This window comes from Moorena producens PAL-8-15-08-1 (genome assembly GCF_001767235.1).
Lineage (GTDB): Bacteria > Cyanobacteriota > Cyanobacteriia > Cyanobacteriales > Coleofasciculaceae > Moorena > Moorena producens_A.
On sequence record NZ_CP017599.1, the window covers coordinates 7,870,440 to 7,895,132 of the forward strand.

General features: G+C 44.0%; 18 protein-coding genes. 5 read left to right on the top strand and 13 right to left on the bottom strand.

Annotated elements, in window-relative coordinates; genetic code table 11:
• Positions 1-32: 32 nt before the first annotated feature.
• From BJP34_RS28915 to BJP34_RS28930, 4 genes are all read right to left on the bottom strand, one after another.
• On the bottom strand, positions 33-872 hold the full coding sequence (locus BJP34_RS28915; protein WP_070395323.1) for a class I SAM-dependent methyltransferase: 840 nt from the start codon (positions 870-872) through the stop codon (positions 33-35).
• Between the two features lie 76 nt (positions 873-948).
• The gene (locus BJP34_RS28920; RefSeq protein ID WP_070395324.1) at positions 949-1,683 is read right to left on the bottom strand and encodes a class I SAM-dependent methyltransferase; all 735 of its coding nucleotides are present in this window, start codon (positions 1,681-1,683) and stop codon (positions 949-951) included.
• 152 nt (positions 1,684-1,835) lie between these two features.
• The gene (locus BJP34_RS28925) at positions 1,836-2,372 is read right to left on the bottom strand and encodes a Uma2 family endonuclease (RefSeq protein ID WP_070395325.1); all 537 of its coding nucleotides are present in this window, start codon (positions 2,370-2,372) and stop codon (positions 1,836-1,838) included.
• A gap of 114 nt (positions 2,373-2,486) precedes the next feature.
• Positions 2,487-3,950 (bottom strand): sodium/glutamate symporter, encoded by a 1,464-nt coding sequence (locus tag BJP34_RS28930; RefSeq protein WP_070395326.1) that lies wholly within the window; start codon positions 3,948-3,950, stop codon positions 2,487-2,489.
• A gap of 364 nt (positions 3,951-4,314) precedes the next feature.
• Here BJP34_RS28930 and BJP34_RS28935 point away from each other — a divergent pair, with 364 nt between their 5' ends.
• Positions 4,315-4,770: an NUDIX domain-containing protein gene (locus tag BJP34_RS28935; RefSeq protein WP_070395327.1), complete on the top strand. Its 456-nt coding sequence runs from the start codon at positions 4,315-4,317 to the stop codon at positions 4,768-4,770.
• An 88-nt stretch (positions 4,771-4,858) separates the two neighbouring features.
• The gene (locus tag BJP34_RS28940) at positions 4,859-5,656 is read left to right on the top strand and encodes a PEP-CTERM sorting domain-containing protein (protein WP_070395328.1); all 798 of its coding nucleotides are present in this window, start codon (positions 4,859-4,861) and stop codon (positions 5,654-5,656) included.
• Between the two features lie 330 nt (positions 5,657-5,986).
• On the opposite strand, the gene BJP34_RS28945 is transcribed toward BJP34_RS28940, so the two are convergent.
• From BJP34_RS28945 to BJP34_RS45815, 3 genes are all read right to left on the bottom strand, one after another.
• Positions 5,987-6,673, bottom strand: coding sequence for a restriction endonuclease subunit R (locus tag BJP34_RS28945; protein WP_070395329.1), 687 nt, complete (start codon positions 6,671-6,673; stop codon positions 5,987-5,989).
• 1,140 nt (positions 6,674-7,813) lie between these two features.
• Complete coding sequence (locus tag BJP34_RS28950; protein WP_070395330.1) at positions 7,814-9,187, bottom strand: MATE family efflux transporter; 1,374 nt, start codon at positions 9,185-9,187, stop codon at positions 7,814-7,816.
• Between the two features lie 276 nt (positions 9,188-9,463).
• Entirely contained in the window at positions 9,464-9,640 is a 177-nt protein-coding gene (locus BJP34_RS45815) for a hypothetical protein (protein WP_168166529.1), read from the bottom strand.
• Positions 9,641-9,703: 63 nt separating this feature from the next.
• Between BJP34_RS45815 and BJP34_RS28955 the strand changes: the two genes are divergently transcribed.
• The gene (locus tag BJP34_RS28955) at positions 9,704-11,011 is read left to right on the top strand and encodes an RNA-guided endonuclease InsQ/TnpB family protein (RefSeq protein ID WP_168166530.1); all 1,308 of its coding nucleotides are present in this window, start codon (positions 9,704-9,706) and stop codon (positions 11,009-11,011) included.
• A 565-nt stretch (positions 11,012-11,576) separates the two neighbouring features.
• Here BJP34_RS28955 and BJP34_RS28965 read toward each other — a convergent pair.
• The 4 genes from BJP34_RS28965 to BJP34_RS28980 form a co-directional block, all read right to left on the bottom strand.
• Positions 11,577-12,740, bottom strand: a complete 1,164-nt coding sequence (locus BJP34_RS28965) for a citrate synthase (protein WP_418904079.1) — start codon at positions 12,738-12,740, stop codon at positions 11,577-11,579.
• Positions 12,741-12,952: 212 nt separating this feature from the next.
• Positions 12,953-13,450 (bottom strand): phosphohistidine phosphatase SixA, encoded by a 498-nt coding sequence (sixA, locus tag BJP34_RS28970; protein WP_070395332.1) that lies wholly within the window; start codon positions 13,448-13,450, stop codon positions 12,953-12,955.
• Between the two features lie 378 nt (positions 13,451-13,828).
• Positions 13,829-15,079: a DHH family phosphoesterase gene (locus BJP34_RS28975; RefSeq protein WP_070395333.1), complete on the bottom strand. Its 1,251-nt coding sequence runs from the start codon at positions 15,077-15,079 to the stop codon at positions 13,829-13,831.
• A 110-nt stretch (positions 15,080-15,189) separates the two neighbouring features.
• On the bottom strand, positions 15,190-15,687 hold the full coding sequence (locus tag BJP34_RS28980; protein WP_008189673.1) for an HNH endonuclease: 498 nt from the start codon (positions 15,685-15,687) through the stop codon (positions 15,190-15,192).
• Between the two features lie 205 nt (positions 15,688-15,892).
• Between BJP34_RS28980 and BJP34_RS28985 the strand changes: the two genes are divergently transcribed.
• Positions 15,893-16,411 carry an IS607 family transposase gene (locus tag BJP34_RS28985; RefSeq protein WP_070395334.1) on the top strand — a complete coding sequence of 173 codons (519 nt, stop codon included), beginning with the start codon at positions 15,893-15,895 and terminating at the stop codon, positions 16,409-16,411.
• 26 nt (positions 16,412-16,437) lie between these two features.
• Positions 16,438-17,670: an RNA-guided endonuclease InsQ/TnpB family protein gene (locus BJP34_RS28990; RefSeq protein WP_070395335.1), complete on the top strand. Its 1,233-nt coding sequence runs from the start codon at positions 16,438-16,440 to the stop codon at positions 17,668-17,670.
• Between the two features lie 71 nt (positions 17,671-17,741).
• Here the strand turns inward: BJP34_RS28990 and BJP34_RS28995 are convergent, their stop codons facing one another.
• Together BJP34_RS28995 and BJP34_RS50165 are read right to left on the bottom strand one after the other, a co-directional pair.
• Positions 17,742-19,292: an adenylate/guanylate cyclase domain-containing protein gene (locus BJP34_RS28995; RefSeq protein WP_083305399.1), complete on the bottom strand. Its 1,551-nt coding sequence runs from the start codon at positions 19,290-19,292 to the stop codon at positions 17,742-17,744.
• Positions 19,293-19,492: 200 nt separating this feature from the next.
• A complete protein-coding gene (locus tag BJP34_RS50165; RefSeq protein WP_070395336.1) occupies positions 19,493-24,049 on the bottom strand; it encodes a PAS domain S-box protein in 4,557 nt (1,518 codons plus the stop codon).
• Positions 24,050-24,693 lie beyond the last annotated feature (644 nt).

Below are 24,693 nucleotides of genomic sequence, written 5' to 3' on the forward strand. Positions count from 1 at the left end.
AACTAGCCATCCTTAGATAGAAAGTTTTCAGCTCATCCTTTTTGGAGAATCCAAAAAGCTGACACATAGGAAAGTTGGATCCTATTGCCGCAGTTCTTCTCTAGGGTTTCCCTCAAACCAGCAAACAAGGAATTCTTCTGCTGCGACTCTAGGTTGATGTAGGTTGAGTAAGTACTCAACAAGGCCAGATAATCATCGATGCTATAGGTAGGTTCGCAGAGTACATATTCCGACTTACAGTCATAAAAATAACCGGAGTCTATCACCTTCTCTACAAATTCGTTCAGCTTTTCTAACTGAGTTTTTGTATCTTCAGCATATCGTCTCAGAGATGGAGCATGGATCTGATATACTTCATCCAACATTTGGTAAACTTCAGGCTGAGGATGGGGTCTGGTATTCCACAGTATAATGAGTACACCATTCTGTTTTAAAGCAGCATTAACTTTGGCATACCCACTTCCAGGGGCAACCCAATGAAAAGCCGTTGCTGCTATAATCCCATCGAATCTCTGGGACTCTAGCTCCCACTCCTCAAAAGTAGTATTCTTAATCTCTACATTGGAATACTGGGCACAGTTTTGTTGCGCTAGCTGACAAGCAGACTCACTGGGTTCTATACAGACCATTCTAAAGCCTAATTCTCCAAACGCTGTAGTTACAGTTCCCGGTCCACATCCTATTTCCAAAATTGTGGCATCATCTGGGAGTTTGGCTAACTCTACAGCCCGATCAACTATCGTTTGAGGATAGGTTGGTCTGGTTCTGTTGTAGGCATCTGCTACTGAATTAAACCAGGTCTTGTTTTGTTGTGACGTTCTGATATCTGCTACTAGCTTGAACCAGTTTCCGTCTTGTGACAAATCTTGCATAAATGCTTGCTTATTAATGATTAGTTGTTGTCAGTTAAGCGGAAAGATCACAATAATTTGACCCAGGTACTTGATTTTACGGCCTAGGTTCCTCTGTTGTTGCCACTACCCCTCCAAATACTGCCATACCATAATACTTCCAAGGCACCGCTACCGAGGAAAATCCAGCAGTTGTCAGCATTTGCAAATGGCCATAAGTGGTGGTAAAGCGATCAGGACCAGAATAACCCTCAGAGATACTCGTTCCGAACTTAGCGCGAACTTCTGCTAGGGTCGTTCCCTGACTTTGCGCCCAATCCTCTCGCCTTTCCTGGTAAACTTGCTTGAGGGCTGGTGATTCTGGTAAAACCCGGTCAGCATTCCAAAACACGCCCCCTGGGTTGAGACTTTTCCGAATTCGCTGAAATAACTTCAGCTTCATCTCATCGGTAAGATGATGGATCGCAAAAGAGGAAATACAGACATCAAATTCTTCTGGTAATGATAAGTTGTAATTTGCCCAGTCACCAAAATCTCCCTCGTAGGCTTTCCATCTATTGCTATATCCAGCCTCCTCAATTTTTGCACGGGCAAAAGCTAGCATTCGGGGGGAATAATCTACCGCAATTACTTCAGCATTCCGACAGCGATCAAGGATTTTTAAACTCGTCTCGCCAGTACCGCAACCTAGATCCAGAATCCGCTGGGCAGAAGGAGGAGTACAACGGGCTAAAACATCCAGAATTTCCTCATAGCGAGGCATTAACTGGCGAATACCACTATCGAAGTTGGCAGTATCTGCAAAAACTTCTCCTTGAAAAATCTCTTTCATCAAATTAATCTTGGTATCTATGACTACTAATATAGGGATTTGTAGAGGAATAAACTACACAACCAGTGTTTCATTTAATGTAAGGAACCTCAATACCCAACATCATCACTCTCGGGCTAAAAATAGCATAAAATTAAGCAAGGGGCAACGAGCTATGATCGCCGAGTCATAGCCATTACCTCGTTGACCTTAAGTTCGGGTAGAATTCCTAAGCTTGGTAGAATGTCTTCTCCTGAACAGACTATGGGTAGGTCATCTCCCTGCCAGACCCAAATCTGCTGACGAGCGAAATCGATTAACCAGGCTAATTGTGTTCCATTACTGAGGCAATGAAGAATTTTGTTTTGCAAGTTTAAAGTGCTTTGGTCAGGGGAACGAATTTCAATCAGCCAATCGGGTGCTCCATCAAGGGGTCCGTCTTGATCAGGAAGATGATCCCAGGCAACGATAGCAATATCTGGTACTGGCGAGTAGGGAGGTATGATGCAGCGTAGCTCCTGTACCGCTTCAAATAGATTGGTTCGATCATTGATGTAATTAACCAGATTGCGTTGTAGGCGGGAGTGAAAGAGGGTTGGCATTGGTTTTTGGACTGCTCGCCCATCAATTAATTCCCATGCCGGAGAAGCCTCAATATTGGGTTGAGTGAGAAATTCTGCGAGGGCAATCCTTGGAATCGACTGGGTCATAGCTGCTTACAAAATTTCACTGGTTCAGTTTATACCAATCATACTAGAGCCCAAATCTTGCCCAGGGTTGCGCAAGAGAAGCATGCTTCCCTTGCCGGATCACCGAGTAACCCTTTAAAGATTAGCTTGCCTAAATGTTTTTCTCATGCGCTTAAAGTTCCACAGACCAAAGATTAACCAGAAGGCTAGTAATCCTGTTGTTAGCAGTAACACTACCGATGGGCCAAATTGCACAATCAGTGCTGGTGCAGCAGCAGTAAACAAGCCACCACCTACTATCGGTTCAAAGAACAACTGTTTGTAGGCGAAACTCTCAAAAGCACCGGTATGGTTATCTGGGTCTACCATCTGGATCAACAAGATACCGGTTGCTGTCACTCCCATGGATTGTCCCATGTCCCCGATGCCACGCTCAAACCAGTATCTGGGGAGTATACGGGGTGCGAGGAACACAAATGCCCAGATGTTCCAGATGATGCCAGCGATCGCAAGAATTAAAAATGGCAAGAGGTTGTTTCCAAGCACTCTTAGGGAAATCGACGCTAATGCGGTCACAATTACTACATCTAACGCTACCCCAGAGATGCGCTCCTGCAAGGGTCGAATAATTAGTGACCCCAGTCCTAGACGCACGGTTACGACTTGGACAATCAAACCACCAATTAGTGCCATGGGAAACAGAGGCACATACTGAATTACTTGAAAGCCACCGGCTCCCCAAGTCACTGACTCAATGAACTTGAGCACTGCCAGGATTACCCAGCCGATAGCGATCGCAACTCCTACAAAAGCAAGGTTCAATGACAGGGGATCGATCAGTAAACCATCCATTAATCTGGCTCTGGCTAACCTGACTTCCGTAGGTTCTCGTTGAATTGTCTGTTGAATTGTATTTTGAATTTTATCCCGAAACTGTTGTAGCTCACTGCTGGGATCAGGGCTCCTGTGGATGTAGCCCTTGCGCCTGCCCCAGCTTGCTAGCCAGGTACCTGCGATCACCCCTGTGACAATACCGACTGTAGCCAAGCCTAGAGCCAAGTCACCACCGTCGTTAAAACCCAGTTTTCTAAAGGTATCGGTCATGCCAGCAGCGGTGCCGTGACCGCCTTCAAAGGCAACTTCGATTAATGCACCTGCGATGGGATCGACACCGAATATCGGACTCAACACTAACAGAACTAGCAGCAGTCCAATCACATATTGTCCCCAGGCCAGGGTTTGGCCGAATGCTACCTGAGGTGCGGCTTTGCGCCAAATTTTTCTGGGACTGGGGATCGCTTCACCTAAAAATAAGGCGGCGAAGACAACATTGATAAAGACACCAGGAGACTGAGACCAAACTGTTGCCATTGCTTTCGGAAACAGACCCCCAGCCAGTAAGGAATCTGTACCTGATACGGTAGATGCGATCGCACCCAATACTGCTGGGCCGAGTAACAATGCTACTCCCCCAGCAATAACCGATTCTGGTAGATAAAGGGATTGAAACAGCCGAACTTTCTGTTTAAGAAACCTGCCGATCAGGAGTAGAATCCCGATCATTATCAAAGCAAATAAAGCATTGATGAGCGTAAACATAGCACCTTCCCCTCAGTGGGATAGTTACAGCACCGAAGTCAACTGCCTCTGGTAACTAAAAATTTGAAATTTGACGATAAAGCTTTGACTGTAAAGCTTTAACAGTAAAGCATCGTCGGCGAGTTGAGTCTATCGTGGTGATGCTGAATAAAAGAATATTTTAACTCAGGCGAGAGATAAAATTCCGTCTAGTCTCTAGTTTTTGGGTCAGGCTAATCGGACACATCGCATTTCTCACAATATTAATTGTGATCATTTTTGATCGGAATTTCCCTACTCCCTACTCCCTACTCCCTACTCCCTACTCCCTACTCCCTACTCCCTTTGCTATATCATAAATACTCAACCCGATTTGATCTAACCCATGACTTCTACTCAATACCGTAATCCTGCTCCCACTGTTGATATCATTATTGAACTAATCGACCGACCCCATCGACCGATTATTTTGATAGAACGGGAGAATCCCCCCCTAGGCTGGGCAATTCCCGGTGGCTTTGTAGATTACGGCGAGTCGGTAGAAACCGCAGCAGTGCGGGAAGCTAAGGAAGAAATCAGCTTAGAGGTTGAACTAATTGAGCAATTCCAGGTGTATTCTGATCCTAGTCGTGATGCCCGGAAACATACCATTAGTATTGTCTTTTTAGCCACAGCAACGGGTGTCCCAAAAGCCGCTGATGATGCTAAAAATTTGGGCATTTTTAACCCTTGGGAAGTGCCATCTAATCTCTGCTTTGACCACAACAAAATTTTGCAGGATTATTGGAATTATCGTCATTATGGAATTAGACCGAGGCTATCTGCGGACGTGATACAGTAAGTTATCAACTAGGAATACATGAAACTAACCTGAATGCAAACATCAGCCTGTAATCCTGATAGTTAAGAACGGTACAGGAATTAGTTTAATGTCAATCAAGCATTCAATCAAGCATTCAATCAAGCATTCAGCTATAGCGATCGCGGCAGGAGCAATCGGTCTAATTGGGTTGTCGAGTATTGGTGGCGCTGCTAATGCTGCTAGCATTGTTAATGGGGGATTTGAAACAGGAGACTTCACAGGATGGACAGTTCTTCAGCAAAGTCGTAGCCGAGGGAACTTGTTCATTACAAATGGAACCAGGAGCCCATTACATAGATTATCAATTCCCGGTCCAAGTCAAGGATCATTCTTTAGCGTTACCGATCAGCACGGGTCTGGTTCCCGCGTCTTGTTTCAAGATATCGTTCTAGAAGCAGGTTTCACTCACGAACTTTCTTTCGACTGGTTTGCCCAAAACTACTCTTTTCGTGGACTGCTTGATCGTGGAACTATGGCTTTTAATCGGGGAGCAAACCAACATTTCCGAGTTGATCTAGTTTCTGCTGGCTTTGATGACTGGTTTGGTCGCTCTTCAGATGCGGGGGTACTAGCAAATATTATATCTCCAGTAGGACAATTCAATCCCGTCAATGGGTTTAATACTACCACATTTGATTTGACTCCCTGGGCTGGTTCTACTGTGCGCTTGGCTTTTCGCCAAGTTGACAATAGCGGTCCCTTCAACGCTGGGGTTGACGCAGTAAGTATTAAATCTGAAGCGACTTCTGAATCGACTTCTGTTCCCGAACCGGCTTCTGTTTTAGGTTTACTAGCAGTGGGTGTTGGCTGCGTAAGCTTGAAAACGTCAAAAGTTAAACGTCAAAAGTTAAAAGCCAATTGTTAGTCTGTAATTCAAACCAAAGACTGGTTTTATGCCACTAATTCAAAGCGTTTAGTGGCATACAAACCAAAATAGCTGTGACACCATAGAGGAAGTATAGTTAAAATACAGGAACTTTTTAATCTTTGATTGGGTCAAAATAACTTTGACGGTTGAGGTGCTCAAAACTCCTCTAAAATTCGACCATAATAAACCCCTTCAATCAGTCGGTTGGAGAGGGTTTTTGTTGGTTGTGCCTAAGATAGGAAAGGGAGTAGGTAGTAGGGAGCAGAGAAAAAATACTCTGTACCTGATTAGCCTATAAATCGCTATATCACTTTAGGATATCACATTTCAGAGGTTACAGATAGCTTTAAGAACCTTTAGCAATTGAATAGAACTTTCAGATTCCATCAGGTTGAGTAATGGCATCAGCTGATAAGTTGGGGAAGCTTCCTGCTGCAGATAAACAAACTGATACCGTAAACCATTCGTCACTAGCCCCCATACGGATTTTTGATGGTCTAAACTTTTATAGGCATAGGTCAATAATTGTGGTAAACCTGCTGTTACATCTACTAGACTATTTTTCGTTTCGATTACCAACACCCAAAAATAGTTATTAGCTGGTGTTGGTTGCTGGTTGTTTATTGCTAGAATATCAAGCCGCCCTGTAATTCGTGTCTCCTCCTCTTCACTATCAATTTCCGCAATCCCTTCTTCCACGGAAATTGTAATGGGGTAGTGATAGAAGCCAGCTAATCTCAGCAATGGAGCAATAACCACTAACTTCACCTGCCCTTCTTGATGCAGTCGCTCATGGGGGGAACCCCCAAGACCGCGCTGCATCGCTTCAGAGACTTTTCCTGATCTTAGATAGGGACGAAAATCATTATTTATTTGCACCAGTTCCTGCTTTTCAACGTCTGTTAACGGTTCTAAGGATAACAAGGGCGTGAATGAGCCATCATAATTTTCTTCCAGATTCAAAAGACGATGAACATCCTCAAGAGATAAGTTACTAGGATTTAACGTTTTCATGAGACGCTTAATTTTTCTCCAATGCTAAAACAGTTTTGAGATTACAAGTTTTCTGATTCCAGATATATGCTCCTAAGCCAACAGCTAGGTTATAAATACAGTAGTTGCTAGTGGTGCTTTAGGGGGGCTTACCATCATTTTCCGCCTCGTAGCCAGGGTTGGGAAAGCCCGCCGGGAAATGAAACAGGCAAGATGCCTGTTCCACCAACATGCCTATTCCACCAACATGCCCATTGCACCAACATGCCTATTCCATCCACCAGGCCAAACAGCTTTTAGGAGATGCACCCAATGGCCGCTCAAGTAGCGTGCCCATAGCCGATAAGCTAAAGGCTTACAATCTTTGAGGTCGGAATTCAGTATTTCCAAGGGAGATCCGGTGAATAGCTGAAAAGCCGGGATTGATGATCGTGATTTTTTTTTGCATCATAGAAGTAACTCCTACTTGGTTGGGAGGAAAGCCGCGCTGGTCATGATTAACGGGCATACTCAGCGCGGTTATTAGTATCGGTGTTTACCTTCTATAGTATAGATAACTACTGGGAAAAATGCAAGGGGCAATTAAAAATATTTACATTTATTTACAAATACTATTTTTAGGGATTTAAGTTACTAGTATTTAACGTTTTTATGGGTAATATTATTGAGTAACTATCATAGTTTATATCGGGTAAAAAGATTAGAAATTAATCATTTTTAAGTAGTCGTACAAAAGTAAAATTAACTGTTCAAATAGGGAACAGGGAACAGGGAACAGGGAACAGGGAGCAGGGAGAAGAGGGATTTTTGGAAACTTTACACAAGTTAATACCGCGACGTTTATTTTTGTCGAGCTACTTATTAACAGCCACAAGGTTTTGCTCCCTGCCGAACACTGTTGTTTTATATAGCGATTTTTAATTAGGTGAGGTACATGTTTTTAGGGAGCTAAGGCCGTAGGCCAAGCTTTCGGCAAAGCCGAGGCTGCGCGAATATCCCTCAGCCGTCAGCCGTCAGTAGTCAGCCTTTGGCTGATAGCTGATAGCTGTTCGCGTAGCGTGCGCGTAGCGCTTAAGCTGATAGCTGATAGCTGATAGCTGATAACTGATAGCTGTTCGCGTAGCGTGCGCGTAGCGCTTAAGCTGATAGCTAACCTCAAAGCTAACCCATGCCAACAGAAACTGATTCTTTCTCCAATGCTGAAACAGTCTTGATATTACAGGTTTTCTGATTCCAAATATATGCCCCTAAGCCAACAGCTACATTAGAAATACAGGCAGCGGCAAAGATACCATTCACCCCAAATAGCTGACTGCCTAGATAGGCCAGTGGTATGTAAAGCACCAGCATCCGAGTCACCATCATCACCACTGATGGTAGCGGTTTACCTAAGGCATTAAAGGCGGAACTAGCAACTAGAATCACGCCTGTTCCGGCATAGCTAATCGGGACAATAAGTAGGTAAGTGGCGGTAATTGTGATTACTTCTGGGTTGCTGTTAAACAGGGAGGCTAACCAAGGAGCTGTGGCAGCAAGAATCACTGTTACTAGCACTCCCCAAAATAAGCAAAATAGGAAACTTAGACGCAAGGCTTGATGGACACGGAGGTACTTTTTCGCCCCCCAGTTTTGCCCTACAAACGGTCCAATGCTGGCAGAGATTGCAATTAGGACAATCTGGCTAAAGGATTCTACTCGTGAGGCAATGCCAAAACCTGCTACTGCTATAGTTCCGTAACCAGCTAGCAACCCAGTAATCACACCAATAGATATGGGAAATACCATGCTCGTTCCAGCAGCAGGCAAACCCACATAGAGAATTTTTTTCCAGGATTCTAAAATTACTCTCAGCTTGGGCAGGTTGAAGCAAAGCATCTGCAGGCGATTGTTGAGAAACCACAAGGCTACAACTAGGGTGGTGGCGCGGGAAATTACTGTTGCGATCGCTGCCCCTGCCAGTTCTAATCGAGGAAATCCTCCCAGTCCGAGGATTAATACTGGATCGAGGGCAATATTGACGAATGCAGCAACGGTCATTATCACGCTGGGAATAGCAGTATTGCCGGAAGCGCGGATGGCACTGTTACCCACCATCGGGATAACCAGACAAATCATTCCCCAGTACCAAATCTGCATGTAACTACGAATCAGTGGTAGCACATCGGCATCAGCTCCTAAGGCCGTGAATAGGGGATCGATAGTGGCTAATCCCACCAACGTGAACAGTGCTACTACTAGCAGGGACAGGGTTAGACTATCTGTTGTCAGTCGTCGCACTTTCTGGATATCCCCTTCTCCAATGGCACGGGCAATCACAGAGGATGCTCCCACCCCCAACCCCATCGCTAGACTACCTAAAGTCATCACCACGGGAAAGGTGAAACTCATAGCTGCTAGGTGTTTGGTTCCCAGTTGTCCGACAAAATAGGTGTCAATCAGATTGAAAGCAATAACTGCAAACACTCCCCAAATCATGGGTATCGTTAGTCGGGTTAGCTGGGAGCTCACCTTCCCTTCAATCAGGTTTTGCTTCATGGTAGGGTATATTGTAATGAAACTTAATAAAATTTTACTAAATTTAAAATATTATTGGTTTTGAGGATTTATCTTAGGACTTACGCAAATCCCTCAATTTAACGCTACCTGTAGGGTGGGCAAGGTTTTGCCCAACCTACCCATGGATTGTGTGCGTAAGTCTGCAAACAGTAAAATAACCAGCGAGAGTTAGCCACCCAATAAATTAGGTGGGCAGCGAACGCGCCCCGCGTGGCCATAGGCCAGCGTACCGGGATTTATCCCGGTGTTCGCGTTTTATGGAATTCGCTTCGTCCTTGCTAATATCTCCAGGAACTCCGAAAGGCTTAATCCAGAATCTAATGCCATCTCTTTTAGCTTGTTCCAGCCTTCTTGGGTTACCGAGACACTATACGACCTCTTTCGTTCCCCATGAATACTTGGCCTTCCTTTCTTAGCAATTTGTTTTGACATTTACTTGACATTTTATTTATTGCGGTATAAAATTAGTTTAACACAGTAAAATGTCAAAACAAAATGTACGGTTGTCAGCAACATTTAATAACTACGTCACCTGAGAACCAAGCGGTCATAGAGTTGATCTGCTCAGAAGCAAATAAACTAACTAATTGTGGGATATATTACTGTCGCCAAATACTGTTTAAGGCACATAAGTATCTTAATAACGCAGAGTTGGACAAAATAATGAAGACTAACGTCCACTTCAAGGCAATGAGGTCTGCATGTGCCCAACAGACACTGCATGGAGTCATTGAGTCATTCAAGTCCTACAAAGCTCTTAAGAAGTTGTACGACAAAGGGAAGTCAACTGATAAGCCTAGAGTCCCAAAATACCGCAAAAAGGGAGGTCTGGCTGTAGTCAGCTATCCCGCTCGGTGGGTAAAACTAGTAAAAGGTCAGCTTAAGTTTACTTTAGGGAAGCAGATCAAAGTCTGGTTTGGCATTGACCACTTCTTACTACCAATGCCATCTAATATCGACTACAAATCAATCAAAGAATATCGCTTTGTGCCAAGGAATGGCTGTTTTTATTTGGAGTTTGTCTATGAAAGACCAAACCCTGAACCAGTAACACCAACAAGTAATGTTATAGGTATCGATCCAGGTCTCAATAACTGGCTAACCTGCGTCTCTAACCTAGGGAAATCTTTTATCATAGATGGTAAGAAAGTTAAATCCCAAAACCAGTGGTACAACAAGCGTGTAGCTGCGATCAAAAAAGGAAAATCTCAAGACTATTGGGATGAGCGCCTAGCCTTTTTGACTGAAAAGCGTAACCGACAAATGCGTGACAATGTAAATAAAGTCGCTCGATTCACAGTTAACTGGTGCTTAAGGAATCAAATCAGCACAGTCGTCTTTGGCTGGAACAAGCGGAATAAGGACAGCATCAATATTGGCAAAAAGAATAACCAGCAGTTTGTGCAGATTCCTACTGCTAAGTTAAAGAATCGAATTGAGCAATTGTGTGTCGAGCACGGCATTAAATTCGTTGAGACTGAAGAAAGTTACACAAGTAAGGCCAGCTTTTTAGATCAAGACTTTCTACCTGTGCTCGGCGGGAAACCTGAGGGGTGGAAGGAATCTGGGAAAAGAGTTAAGCGTGGGCAATATCTATCGGCAAAAGGTAAATTAATAAACGCTGATTGCAACGGAGCTTCCAATATTTTAAGAAAAGTAGCGACACAGCTAGGGTTTCCCCTAGCCGAGGTCGGTAGAGCAGCTTTGAACCTGCCACAACGATATAGATCAGATTCACTATCTAGATCCTATCGTGAAGCGTCGTGGAGCTCGGTTTCAACCCGCGTAACGACATCCGCTTAGAATCCATGTTTTTCAAAGCATGGAGAGTTCAAATCAACGTAAATTCGATTAAAATTAAGACCAGATAACTCGTGAAATACATTGTCAGTTTGTCCTATATAGGATAGAAAGTTGTTACCGACATGAGTTACCCAAATTCCTTGAATTTTATTGGTGGTTTTTGGGGTATGGCGAGGCGCAGGAATGATAGTGTTAACTCCTACCAGAACTACCACTCCTATTAATGTCCAAATTATAAATTTATTGAATTTTTTTATTAACCGAAATTTCATTAGTTAATTGGTAATTGGTAATTGGTAATTATTATTTTCGTAACCATATGCGCACTTATCACAGGCTAGAAGCCTGTGCCACCCACGCTACGCGAACAGCTATCAGCACATGCGCTACGCGCACGCTACGCGAACAGCAATCAGGTTTTGAAGGTACGAAAACTAGGTACGAAAAATTAGGCATTTGGCTGAGGGAGCCGAGGAGATGAGTATTTGTGGACAAACCTCAAGAATCACCAACGCCCAAATAACCAATTACCAATAACTAATCACCAAAAACTAATGACTAATGACTAACGAGCTTCAATAGGAATATAGGGAGCATCGTGAGTGCCAGTGTAAACTTGAGTAGGTCTAAAAATTCGATTTACAGCTAGCTGTTCCTTCCAGTGAGCTAGCCAACCCGCAACCCGTGCGATCGCAAACACTGGTGTAAACAAGTCACTCGGAATACCCAGCTTCCGGTAAACTAAGCCAGAATAGAAATCCACATTGGGATAAATCCCCTTGTGACCCAGTTTTTCCTCCACTGCTTTCTCCAACTCCAAAGCAATGTCGTAGTACTTGTCTGTGCCAGATTCCTTAAACAGTTGTTCAGCTAAGTTCTGAAGTATAGTTGCTCGTGGGTCTTTTACCTTATAGACTCGGTGACCACAACCCATAATTTTTTCTTTGCGCTGCAAGCGCTCCTCCAAGTATGGGTGGACATTCTCCACTGAGCCGATGGTTTCCAACATGGTAATCACTTCTTCATTCGCCCCTCCGTGTAACGGACCAGCTAGAGTTCCCACCGCTGATGCCACTACTGCATAGGGGTCCGTAAGAGTAGAAGCAGTCACCAGAGCCGAAAAAGTAGAGGCATTGATAGTATGTTCGGCATGGAGTGTCAGGCAAACATCAAAGACATGAGCCTCTAGGGGAGTAGGCTCTTGCTCATTGAGCATATACAGAAAGTTAGCAGCATAGCTAAGATCATCCCGAGGGCGTACTGGATCGTCCCCTTTGCGCATCTGTTTAAATGCTGCTACCATGGTAGGAATCTTAGCCAACAGACGAACCACAGCTCCCCGAATGTATTTTGGATTGTCGAGAGCCCGTTTGGAGTAAAACAGACCCAAAGCAGCAGCAGAGGCTTGTAGAGCATCCATGGGATGACCAGTTTCTGGAAAACATTTCATCATGTCCCGGATGCTGTACTTGATCCGTCGGTGGAGGCGAACGTCCTCTTGGAATTCATAAAGTTCGTTCTTAGTAGGGAGCTCACCCCAAATCAGTAGATACGCGGCTTCTAGGAAAGTACTTTTTGATGCGAGTTCTTCGAGCCGAATGCCACGATACTCTAGTATTCCCTTCTGCCCATCAACGTAGCTGATACTGGATTGAGCTGCTGGAATGCCTTCTAAACCTGGCTGGTACTCGCAAGCTATCATGTTATTACCTACAGAATCTTCAGTCATCTCAGGCTAACTTACCAGAGATTAGTGCTTAAGTCTTCGGTGCTACAAAGATTATTACTGTTTAGTGCTTATGAATATATTATAGCAATCTACAATAATTCTTGATGAATTTGTACTTGATGAATTTGTGGTCAAAAAAACAATCGTGAGATTCTTCCCCCTCTTACCTGTCTGCTCCTGTTGCTTAAGTTTTACAAGTCAAATCCGGATTGCTATAGTAACCATTTAGGTGAGGTCAGCAAGAATAGCTCACTGCGACCGAAGGGCTTCCCAGTATTAGGAAGCTTTAACCCAATTACTCCAGCTTTTTTTAGCACTAGTTTTTGATCGGATACTCCCCACACCAACATTTCCGCCCAATTCGCTAAATCCGGTTGATGACCAACTAGAGCCAAACGTCTTTGAGCATCAGTCTTTCGCCACCTCTGCTGTAGCCAGCTGAGCCATTGGTGAATGTCACCCTCAGGAGCGAGACTCTCCGACTCTTCAACCAATGAGCCTAAACCAACATCTTGGAGGATAGCAGCGGTTTCCTTAGCTCTGACCAATGGACTAGTCAAGATTAGGTCAAAGTTTAGCCCTCGTTTCTGGAGCTCCTTTGCTACTTTACTAGTTTTTTCATGGCCAATTTTGGTCAGTGGCCGCTCTCGATCGTTTTTGTAGGTGCCTCGCTCAGCAGCAATACCGTGGCGAATTAAGTACAGTTCCATGGGCTGATTGTTGAGATTCGCTTAAAATGCGATCGCTACACTGAAAATACTCCTGAGTTCATCATTGGCTATTAATTAACTTCAAAAGCGATTCATATCAAACTCATGGCTTAACATTGAGTTTGATATGAATCGCGGACAGAGTTTTCAACAAGTAGGGAACCCAAAAACGTTTATATAGTTTATACTAGAGAGAGTAGGGAAGACAAATTAAGAGCTAACCGCCACCTACTAATCAAAAACAGAACTTATTGTATTGTTCCGGTGCGGAGGGGCATCCCGTATCGTTAATAAAGCTTACCGAGTATCCTAACCGTTGGGTGGAGTTGGTAAGAAGCCTACACTTTAATCTTGGATTCAGTGTGGGAGTATGTCACTCTAGATCACCGTATCCTGGGGATTAACTAACCGCAGTAGTTTTTGCTTGACTTGGGTATCAAACACCTCCCACTTGAGCTTGGCATACTCGGATTTGTCATTAAAACTACTCAAGAATCCCGTCGGAATTTCAAAGCCACCAGCCATCATGCGTCCACCACCAAAGAAACGCCCATGACTGTCTTGACCGAAAGCTTCTTTGATAAATTCATCAGGGTCGAGGGTTAACTTATTGGTTCTCAAGGAACCAATCACCACTTCTAATTCTTGGTCTTCATCGTAAACAATCCCGTAAACTACAGCAGTGTGAACATTTTCTTCAGTAACTAAAAAGTCAGCAGCTTGGGGAATAGCATCCCGGTCTTCATAGCGAAGATAGCCGACACCAGCCATAGAGAAGTTATCTTGGACAATGCGATATTTAAGCGATCGCTCAATCACATCCATGACTCGACGAGATCGGGATGTCTTGAGTATAGCGTTAAGGAGTTGAGTGTCATAGAAGCGGCTGAGATATCCAGCTGCCAAGAAATCCTCTTCCTGAGCCTGCATCAGCATATTAGTATCAGAGCGCAGACCATGCATCAAGGCTGTAGCACATTTGATATGTTCAGTAATGCTACTATCAAGCTGTAGTAACCCAGCCTGAAGGTAATGGGTTAATAGCGTCGCGGTGGCTCTTGCTTGAGGACGAAGGTCAATAAATTCTGCTTTCAACTCCCCTTGACTACTGTGATGATCAAAGATTGCAATTAGAGGAATATTCGCCTCGGTAACAATCGGTAACAGCTGGGTGGTTGTACCCTGATTATCAATCAGCACATAGCCCTGATACAGGGATAAATCTTGATTTTTTGTGGTCTCCACACTCCAGCGTTTGGTTGGTAAACCAGTCAGCTTAACCAGGGCAATGTTTTCCTGGTGAGAGAGGGTACCAGCATAGACAATATCGCATGGGATATTATACTCCTGGGCAATCAGCTGGTAAGCCCAAGCGCTAGAAAGAGCATCTGGGTCAGGGAAATCTTGTAGGATGATCAGTTGCCGCTCATTTTGATGGCGTTCTAGAGTCTCCTGCAACTGTTGTACTTTTGAATGTATTCTTGAAGCTGATGTAGCCGACTGCCGCCTTTTTGCTTGGGAATTTCCCACGGAAGAATTTACATCTTGAGTAGATGACGGTTGCGCTTTCGCATCAACCTGTTCTGAATCTAAGCTAGATGCACCACTGTTAAGTAAATTGTTAGTCATTAACCATTAGTCATTAGTCATTAGCCATTGCTCATTAACCATTAGTCATTAGTCATTAGCCATTGGTCAACCCCCTTTTGGCTTGATTAGTCGTGGCATGAGTTAGCGGACTAGGCACCAATCACATACTTCCGCCACTCCTGATGCCGTCCAGTTTTTAAGTGTTTAGCAATTTCAAAGTGGAGACTACTATAAGGTCTCCGGGGTTGGGTTTGCAACATCATGTTGGCTTCTTTAGGGGTGCGATTCCCTTTTTTGACGTTGCAGCGCACGCAAGCTGTAACAATATTTTCCCAGGACTCACCTCCATGGCGAGAACGAGGAATTACATGATCTAACGTTAAGTCATCACCGCTGTAGCCGCAGTATTGACAAGAGTGACCATCACGGTGCAGGATGTTACGACGGGTAAGGGGAATCTCTTTGTAGGGTACCCGGACGTAATGGCGCAGTCTAATCACTGTAGGCAGTGGAAAATCTGCGTAAACGTATTTGCCGTTATGTTCGATACGCTCTGCCTTACCCTTGATCAACAAGACAACTGCCCGTCGCCAGTTGGTTATGTTGAGCGGCTCATAGGAGGCGTTTAACACCAGAACCTTACCCATTGGTGATCTCAGCTAGGAGGATTTTCCCAGATAGTAGCACAGGTTGCTCAATCTGGGTCGTTTTTCCATGGGTTAGTTTAATTGACGGTGTTGCTGAACTGCTGAACTAAAGGCTGAACTTACGAAATCCCTCAAGGGCTAACAACAGTTAAATAAAATCTCAACAAATCTAGCACTATTTCCCAAAACGTGTTAGATTTTAGACATGGCACTCATACCCATCCGTAAGGCGGTCGAACTTACAGGACTCTCTGCGAACACATTAAGGAAGTACGCAGATAATGGCACTCTCAAATGCGAGCGAACCCCTGGGGGAACTAGACTCTTTGACTCAACAGATCTTCTCCGTTTTGGAAAAGCTCCAAGGTCTAACAGACCCCGTTGTTACACCGTCTGTTATTGCCGAGTCAGTAGTACCAAACAGCGAGACGATCTGGCTCGCCAAGTCGCCTATCTGCACTCCCTCTTCCCAGAAGCAGAAATCATCAAAGACATCGGTTCCGGCCTCAACTACAAAAGGAAAGGGCTTAGAACCATACTGGAGCGAATTGTCTGCGGAGATAAGCTCACGATTGTTGTTGCCTGTAGAGACCGACTTACCCGATTCGGGTTTGAACTCATTGAGTACTTGGTTAGAAGTTACCGTAAGAGTAGTGCAGCCTTTATAGTTGGTAAATTATGCAGCATAGGGTCTTGGTTTTGTAGTAAGGCTGCACTACTCTAAGGTTTCATCTCCGGTCAGTCTCAACGGTGGAAAAATCCTGGTTCTCGACCAGCCTGAGAGCTGTCCCGAATCCGAACTTACAGCAGATCTTCTCTCCATCATTCACGTGTTCTCCTGCCGGGTTCACGGACTCAGGAAATACGGTCAAAAAATCAAAGAAGATTCGTCTGTTCCTAAGTCGTGAGCAGCGTACGCTTGTCCGTAAATGGTTCGGAGTGTCCCGTCATGTTTTCAATAAGACAGTTAAAATACTCCAGAATGGCGAAGTAAAGGCAAACTGGAAAGCCATTAAAACTGGAATATTAAACGACCTTCCCGAGTGGTGCAAGGAAGTCCCTTATCAAATTAAATCGATAGCGATAAAGGATGCTTGCACTGCTGTTAGGGAGGCGAAGAAGAAATACAAGAAGACATCACAAATAAACAAAGTAAGATTTAGATCCAGAAAAAACCCTGTTCAGTCTTGTTATATCCCAAAGTCAGCAGTTTCAGAAGCGGGGATATATCACACAAAACTAGGGGAACTAACTTACTCTGAGGGCTTACCCCCGGAAGTTTGCGATTGCAGACTAACCAGTAATAATGGGGATTACTATCTGGTAGTCCCCCATAAAGTAGCTGTATCACATACCGAGAACCAAGGTAGAGTAGTTGCTTTAGACCCTGGAGTCAGAACTTTCATTACTTTTTTTAGTGAGACATCTGTAGGAAAGATTGGGCACGGAGACTTTTCGCGCATCCAACGATTATGTCAACACCTAGACAATTTGCTGTCTAAGATCAGTAAAGCAAAGAGTGGACAAAAACGTCGGATGAGAAAAGCCACCAGACGAATGTTCGTCAAGGTTCAAAACCTAATAAACGAACTTCACCACAAAACAGCTAAGTTCTTGGTCGATAACTTCGACGTAATCCTGCTCCCCACCTTTGAGACATATCAAATGTCAAAAAAAGGGAACAGAAAAATTAGGTCTAAAACTGTTCGTAATATGCTCACCTTTGCTCATTACCGTTTCAAGGAGTTCCTAAAACATAAAGCCCAGGAAACGGGGAAAGTAGTGGTAGATGTCTGTGAAGCTTACACCAGTAAAACTGTTAGCTGGACAGGCGAACTGATAAACATAGGTGGAAGCAAGATCATAAGGTCAAAGGTTGATGGCAAAGTCATGGACAGAGACATCAACGGCGCTCGTGGAATATTTCTGCGAGCCCTGGGAGATACCCCCTGGTTGCGAGAGCAACTTGCATTAGTGGGCTAATTTTTACCTCTTTGGTAAATTTTGGTAGCTAAAAAGTATCGGTCAAGTCAAGTCAACTATAGTTAGGTCACTTACCCATTACCCATTGCTTTAGGACCTGTGAGCAGATAAGTAGTCATTTTACCTTTGCCTTTGACTTCAAACGGTTCCCGTTGCTCAAACCGGTACTTATCTTTTAATTTCTCATAGGTAGTAACTGTAAGCTGAATCCCACCTGGTATACCCTGAGATTCCATACGGCTAGCCATATTTACGGTATCACCCCACAAATCATAGCTGAATTTTTTGATTCCAATTACCCCAGCCACCACTGGTCCACTGTTGATGCCAATCCTGAGACGGAAATTCTGATTCGTTTGAGCATTGTACTGGGCAATTAATTTTTGCATATCCAATGCCATTTTAGCGATCGCATCCGCATGATACTTGCAGGCTTTTGGCAGACCGGCAACAGCCATATAAGCATCACCAATCGTCTTAATTTTTTCGACACCATGCTCCTCAGCTAGTTGGTCAAACTCTGAGAAAATTACATTGAGAATTTCGACCAGTTCGGTGGGAGAGGTTTGGGTTGAGAGTTTGGTAAAGTCAACTAAATCAGCAAACAAAACAGTTACATCTTCAAAACTTTCTGCCAGAGTACGTTCTCCTTTTTTTAACTGTTCTGCGACCGGTTCGGGCAAGATATTAAGCAGCAAACGCTCACCTTGGGTTTGGGCACGACGAAGTTCATCTTCAGCTTTTTTACGCTCTGTAATGTCGCTAACTGTGCCTTCGTAGTAGAGTAAATCTCCAAAATTGTCTCTGACTGCTCGTATATTTTCCGAAATCCAAATTACCATACCATCTTTCCGATAGACCTCGGACTCAACCTCTGATAATGTTTCTTCTTTGTGGATTAGGGCTAATATATCGTCACGACGCCTCGGTGCGAGGTAGAGTTCTTTCCCAATATCCGTGACTTGATTAATCAGTTGTTCTGGCGACTGATAGCCCAAAATACTTGCTAGGGCTGGATTAGCGGTGATAAATTTTCCTTTTGGTGTAACTTGAAAAATGCCTTCAGTGGCATTTTCAAAGATACTGCGATATTTATGCTCAGCTTCTTGTTTCTGCTTGATTTCCTTTTGGAGCTGAAAATTTTGTGCTTGTAGTTGCTTTTGTAAACGCCCGATTTTCAAGTGAGTGTTTACTCTCGCTCTTACTTCTTCCTGCTGCACTGGTTTAGTGAGATAATCTACTGCACCGAGCCTGAAACCTTTAACTTTGTCGAGAGTATCAGTACGAGCCGTCATAAAAATAACTGGGATGTCTCTAGTTGACTCTTGAGCTTTCAAGCGACGGCAAGTTTCAAACCCATCAATTCCGGGCATCATAATATCCAGTAATATTAGATCCGGTTGAGCATAGTTTACTTTTTCGAGCGCACTATAGCCATCTTGAGCGACTAAGACTTTAAATCCAGAATTGCTCAACAACTCAAACATCACCCCTAAATTAGTCGGACTATCATCAACAATCACAATTACACCTTTATAGCCAATTTTGTTATAGCTCTCAGTTAGGGTAATTTTCCGGGAAGAGGAATGATGATTAGTTTGAGTTACTGAGGAAATATTCATAATCACATGAACTCGTTATTGGGGGTTTTCGCTAATCAATGGCTAATTAATAAGAGCAAAAATACTCGGATATTTTTTTTACAAAAAAATAGTGCAATTTAATAAAAATAAACCTAATTAAAATCACCCTTAAAAATATAATAACTTATCCCTGGCTTAACTAGTCATTTAAATGGCGATTATTTTTAAAGATATAGACTTTATTTTTTACTAACTTTATCTGGAGTTTTTAAATCCTTTGATTTTATTCGATGAGCTTCGCGGTCTTTTGTATCCATGTACTTCCGAACAAATTCCAGAATTTGTCTTTCTTTAAACCCTTTTGATAATTGACGCAACTTTTGAGAAAATGGAATGAATTTATCATCCAACTGTTCAATCAAATTAGCTTCCTCTTGGATGCCTCGAATATCACCCATAATTGCTAGTTCATACAGAACGGATATTTGATCTGGCGATGGAGCTACAGGCATAACGTCTTCAGCTTTCTCTTCCTTAGTGGATTCTAGAATTCCTTGTCCTCCTTGTTGTTCCTCGGAAACCTCTGGCAAATCTAAATCTAGCCAAAAAATACTACCTTGACCGACAGTGCTTTTCACCTTTAATTCACTACCCATTAATTCCGCTAAACGTTTACTAATCGATAGTCCTAAGCCTGTACCATTAACCTGACGGTCAGTATTGCCCACTTGATGGAATGGCAAAAATATTTCTGCTAGTTGTTTTGGTGGGATACCAATGCCAGTGTCTGCTATCACAAAGCGCATTTTTTGAGTACCTTGCTTTTCGGTTAAAGCTTGACGGTTTTTAGGTTGTTCGCCTTGGGCGTTACCGTAGGGTAGGTTGTCTTGACAACCTTGGCCTTTCGGCCACGCTTCAGCGTCGCCTACGGCGAAAGCGTGGCCTTCGGCCGACCCTGCGCTAACGCGAACAAGGTTAAACCGATCAACGTTCAACTCTGAACACCCCAAATAACCAACTTTAAACGTTACCTCACCAGTATCTGTAAATTTGACAGCATTTCCCAAAAGGTTCATCAGAACTTGTCGCAGTCTTATTTCATCACCCTTGACAAATTCAGGCAGAGGCGAAAGGAATTCGTAACGGAATGAAATGTTTTTTTGTTTAGCACTGATCACCACAATTTCCACAATACCTTCGAGAAACTTGGGAAACTGAAAATCTCTGACATCAAGTTCCATTTTTCTGGCTTCGATTTTTGATAGATCCAGGATGTCATTGAGTAGGGTTAACAGATGCTGACCACTTTGCTGAATAATACTGAGCTGCTCTTTGTGCGTAGCGCTCAGTTGTGGTTCCTCTTGGAGGATTTGGGCATAACCTAAAATGCCGTTAAGGGGGGTACGTAATTCATGGCTCATGTTGGCTAAAAATTCACTTTTAGCCCGATTGGCTACTTCCGCGTCAACTTTAGCCTGCTTCAACGCCTGTTCTGCCTGTTTGCGATCGCTAATGTCTCGAAAAATTCCCTGCACAACTGTCTTGCCTTGCAGCTCCAAAGTAGTCGCACTAACTTCTACAGGCACGGTTGTACCAACTTGATGCAGCAATTCTAGTTCTACTTGAAATACACCCCCTGCCTCCACATGTTGCTGGAAAATTTGGGAGTAGGCTTTGAATCGTTCTCGTGGAATAATCTGACTCTGATGCAACCCAATAATTTCATCTCTGCCACGACCGAGCATCTGTTCCGCCATCTGATTGGCTTCCAGGATGATTCCGGTTTCCGCATCTGCCATCAGAATGGCATCACCAGCTGACTCAACTAACTTGCGATACTTCTGTTCCGCCTGCCGTAGTTTTGCCTCTGATAGCTTGCGTTCAGTGATATCTCGGTTGCAGAAGATTCTACCATAGTAATCCCCACCACTGGTAAGCACTGGTGCTGAATAAAAGTCAAAAATACGCTCATCTTTCATCAACAGTTCATCGTAGTTCGTTGTTTTGGGATGAGCCTGGAGATAGTCCACCTGAGCCAGAAATTCTTCGGGATGCTTCAGTTGAGAACTCAGCTGCTTGAGCAATTCTTTAATATCATTGGCTTGAAACAACTGTTCTGGAGTCTGCCACAAGTCACAGAAACGGTGGTTGTACGAAACCACCCTAAAATTTTCATCAACCACTAAAATTCCATCAATGGCAGCTTCTTGTTGTGCTTTTAGCATGGCATTTGTACGGAGCACATCATCCTGTGCCACAGAGCGCTCAATGGCAATTCTAGCTAGTTGGGTGGCCTTATCCGCCAGTTCTTGCTCTTCGGGGTTTGGGGTATGAGGTTCAGTGTAATAGATTGTGAAGGTGCCTAGCACCGTCCCTTGAGTGGACAAAATGGGGATAGACCAACACCCTCTGAGATTGTGGGAGAGTGCAAAATCCCTTATATTTCGACACAGGGGATGAGTAGCAATATCCTTAACCATGACCGGTTCTCGCCAATAGGCGGCAGTGCCACAGCAAGCCATATATGGACCAATCACCATACCATCAATTGCCTGAATGTAGGATTCTGGAAGGCTGGGGGCGGCAGTATGATGCAGATTAACCCCATTTTTGTCCACCAGCAAGAAAGCACACCTAATCTTGGGCAATTGCTCCTCAATCAACCGAGCTAGTCGGTCTAGTACATCTGGCAACTTCTCCCACTGGGTAATCATTTCCAGGATACGATTTTGTCCAGCTAATAAGGCTTTAACTCTCTGGCTATCAGTAATGTCAGTAAAGGTACCAACTAGACGAACCACTTCACCGTTATGATCTTTGATCACCAGGCCAGTCGAGAGAATCCAGGAAATTGAGCCATCTGTGCGCAGCAGACGAAACTTTTGTTTCCACTTCTTGATGCAGTCGCTCATGGGGGTTTCCCCCAAGACCGCGCTGCATCGCTGAGAACTTCGTCCAGCACATAGGTTATCTAGGATGGCTTTCACCTCATCAATATCCTCAATATGAATCAGTGCCAGTAATTCATTAATGGTCGGTCCATCTTGATCTAATGGGTAGCCAATCAGGCTGAGAAATTGGGGCGAGTAGTAATGATCATAGGTTTTCAGGTTGATTTCAAAGAGTCCGTTGGTGTTGGCTTGAATAGCCAGAGCAAACCGTTCCTCACTCTCCCTAAGGGCATCCTCAATGCGCTTATGTTCAAGAACCTCTGCGATTAATTGTCGATTGAGCTGCCTCAGGGTAGCTGTTCGCTCTTGAAATTGATGTTCCAGCCGTTCATTCTGGTGACGAAGTGCCTCTTGAGCTTGCTTACGCTCTGTGATATCCTCAACTGTAGCTTCGTAGTAGAGTAGAAATTTACTACTATCATGGATAGCCCGCACGTTTTTGGAGATCCAGATTATAGCACCATCTTTTTGATAAATCTGTGCTTCAAACCCTGAAACAACACCATCTTCCTGTAGCTGTAGAAGCAAATCTGCCCGTCGTTGAGGATCAACATAAAGTTGGTGGGCAATATCGGTAACACTTGCTACGAGTTCTGCTGATGATTGATAGCCATATATTCTCGCTAGTGACGGGTTAGCACTGATATAGTGTCCGTCAGGTGTGGTCTGACAAATGCCCTCCAGAGCATTCTCGAAGATGCTGCGGTATTTGGCTTCGCTTAAGCGCAACAATTCTGCCGCCGCATTTCGTTCTGATGTAGTTGCTGCCAAGAATAAAGCGATTGTTGCCATCAGTATCATAAAAACCTGTAGCAGGGGAAGTGCTTCGCTCAAGTCCCCGGTGCTGGCAACAAACGGTCCGGTACCCAAACTGGTTCCTACAATGGCAATGCTCGATACCATCAAGCAACCTAGGCTGGTGAGGCGTTGACCAAATTGGAGGGCAGCCCAAATCAGCCAGGGAAATGTCAACCAGGCAAGGGGATAGGTTGCCATTTCTGGCGCAATGTCCGACCCAAACACTCCCCAACTGACTGTCAAGAGTGAAATCAGCCAGATAGCTGCCAAAATAAATTGTTTTATCTTTATGCTTGCTTGAGGGGTTGACGGTTGTTGGTTAGACAGTTGCAGGTTAGTTTGGCTTGACTCTTCAACTTTCTCAACCTTGGCCAATTGGCCACGCTTTCGGCAAAGCCGACGCTGCGCGTTCGCGTTCGCACAGCGTCGCCTACGGCGAAAGCGTGGCCAAAGGCCAAACGCGAACAACTTGCCAACCTTCAACTCCTTCACTAGGTAGCACCACACTAAAAACACTGGTACTACGACTAAAACCACCATTAAGTCCCCTAACCACCATTGCCACCACATCCCGCCGAAATTCCTACCATCAAATTCACCACTCAGGTGTAAGTTAGTTAGAGTGACAGTCGGAGCGATTAGTGTGGCAAGCATCGACACCCCTAGGAACCCCAATACATCTCGTCGCCGTTCTAGGGAAGGACGAAGCTGCCACAACCGTGCTAATCCTATCGAGAGGAATACTGACAAGATATACCCTAAAGCAGTTATCCCAGAAACTGGCCAGAACCTCTGAGGCGAGACAGTCCAGAAAAATTCTCCCCAAGAAACCGATGGCAAAACTCCTTGGTGTTCGGGTAACCACCAAAGATGCTCCCTTAGTAGTAATACGGTTGCTTGGGTAATGCCTGCGGGAGACCAAACTGGTGGTACTAATGTATTACCTCCAATCCATCCATGGACTAAGTTTGCCAGCCCAAGGTAAACCAAAGTCAGTAAACCTACATTGGTTGAGTGTTGCCAGAATCCTTTTGCAATGAAAATCATTTTGGGAATACGCCCAAAGATGGAGTTAGGCGAAATTAATCTTTACGCACATTGACATAATTTTCCATCCAGAAACCGGTAAATTCCGCAACTTTACAAATTCTTTTATTTTCTAGTTAGATTTTTTTCATTCTCTTTAAATTAAAAGCTTTTTTGACCTAGAGATTTAGTTAAAGTGAAAGGTGAAAGGTTATGGGTGAAGGCTATCTACTTAAGCTAGCCTATAGCGAAGGAGACTGGTAATTGTTCATTGTTGTTCATTGTTGATGGTTTTTCCTTGTCTGCCTTCCCTTTGCTTGATCAGAGGTAGCCTGGGTGAAAGAGACGACACCAATCTCCTCTGATTCCCCTTTCTCCTTTTCCTTGTCCGCTGTTAACTATCATCAAGGAGCCAAGGCAAGTGGTATACCATTCAACTCAAACTTTCTATAAAGCTGAGATTTCACAGAATCCCCCTTACGCCAGTCCCTAGGGGACATGACGCTGGGATTTTCTATTAAACCTCAGCTATTAAAGGTTTTTAAATCAGCGCACCCACATATCCTTCTTTGGTTATATAAAAAACTTGTATGTCAATCTTCTAATCTCGTAGGTGAGTAGGTGGTTTGTGGCAAAACATTAACGTAGTTATTTGAAGAAGAGTA

What these genes read in the sequence shown, in the direction of transcription:
- BJP34_RS45815 (WP_168166529.1), bottom strand. Translation starts at nt 9,640, where the DNA reads ATGTCAAAACAAATTGCTAAGAAAGGAAGGCCAAGTATTCATGGGGAA.
- BJP34_RS28925 (WP_070395325.1), bottom strand. Translation starts at nt 2,372, where the DNA reads ATGACCCAGTCGATTCCAAGGATTGCCCTCGCAGAATTTCTCACTCAA.
- BJP34_RS28940 (WP_070395328.1), top strand. Translation starts at nt 4,859, where the DNA reads ATGTCAATCAAGCATTCAATCAAGCATTCAATCAAGCATTCAGCTATA.
- BJP34_RS50165 (WP_070395336.1), bottom strand. Translation starts at nt 24,049, where the DNA reads ATGATTTTCATTGCAAAAGGATTCTGGCAACACTCAACCAATGTAGGT.
- BJP34_RS28950 (WP_070395330.1), bottom strand. Translation starts at nt 9,187, where the DNA reads ATGAAGCAAAACCTGATTGAAGGGAAGGTGAGCTCCCAGCTAACCCGA.
- BJP34_RS28930 (WP_070395326.1), bottom strand. Translation starts at nt 3,950, where the DNA reads ATGTTTACGCTCATCAATGCTTTATTTGCTTTGATAATGATCGGGATT.
- BJP34_RS28920 (WP_070395324.1), bottom strand. Translation starts at nt 1,683, where the DNA reads ATGAAAGAGATTTTTCAAGGAGAAGTTTTTGCAGATACTGCCAACTTC.
- BJP34_RS28915 (WP_070395323.1), bottom strand. Translation starts at nt 872, where the DNA reads ATGCAAGATTTGTCACAAGACGGAAACTGGTTCAAGCTAGTAGCAGAT.
- BJP34_RS28980 (WP_008189673.1), bottom strand. Translation starts at nt 15,687, where the DNA reads ATGGGTAAGGTTCTGGTGTTAAACGCCTCCTATGAGCCGCTCAACATA.
- BJP34_RS28955 (WP_168166530.1), top strand. Translation starts at nt 9,704, where the DNA reads ATGTACGGTTGTCAGCAACATTTAATAACTACGTCACCTGAGAACCAA.
- sixA (WP_070395332.1), bottom strand. Translation starts at nt 13,450, where the DNA reads ATGGAACTGTACTTAATTCGCCACGGTATTGCTGCTGAGCGAGGCACC.
- BJP34_RS28985 (WP_070395334.1), top strand. Translation starts at nt 15,893, where the DNA reads ATGGCACTCATACCCATCCGTAAGGCGGTCGAACTTACAGGACTCTCT.
- BJP34_RS28935 (WP_070395327.1), top strand. Translation starts at nt 4,315, where the DNA reads ATGACTTCTACTCAATACCGTAATCCTGCTCCCACTGTTGATATCATT.
- BJP34_RS28975 (WP_070395333.1), bottom strand. Translation starts at nt 15,079, where the DNA reads ATGACTAACAATTTACTTAACAGTGGTGCATCTAGCTTAGATTCAGAA.
- BJP34_RS28945 (WP_070395329.1), bottom strand. Translation starts at nt 6,673, where the DNA reads ATGAAAACGTTAAATCCTAGTAACTTATCTCTTGAGGATGTTCATCGT.
- BJP34_RS28965 (WP_418904079.1), bottom strand. Translation starts at nt 12,740, where the DNA reads ATGACTGAAGATTCTGTAGGTAATAACATGATAGCTTGCGAGTACCAG.
- BJP34_RS28995 (WP_083305399.1), bottom strand. Translation starts at nt 19,292, where the DNA reads ATGAATATTTCCTCAGTAACTCAAACTAATCATCATTCCTCTTCCCGG.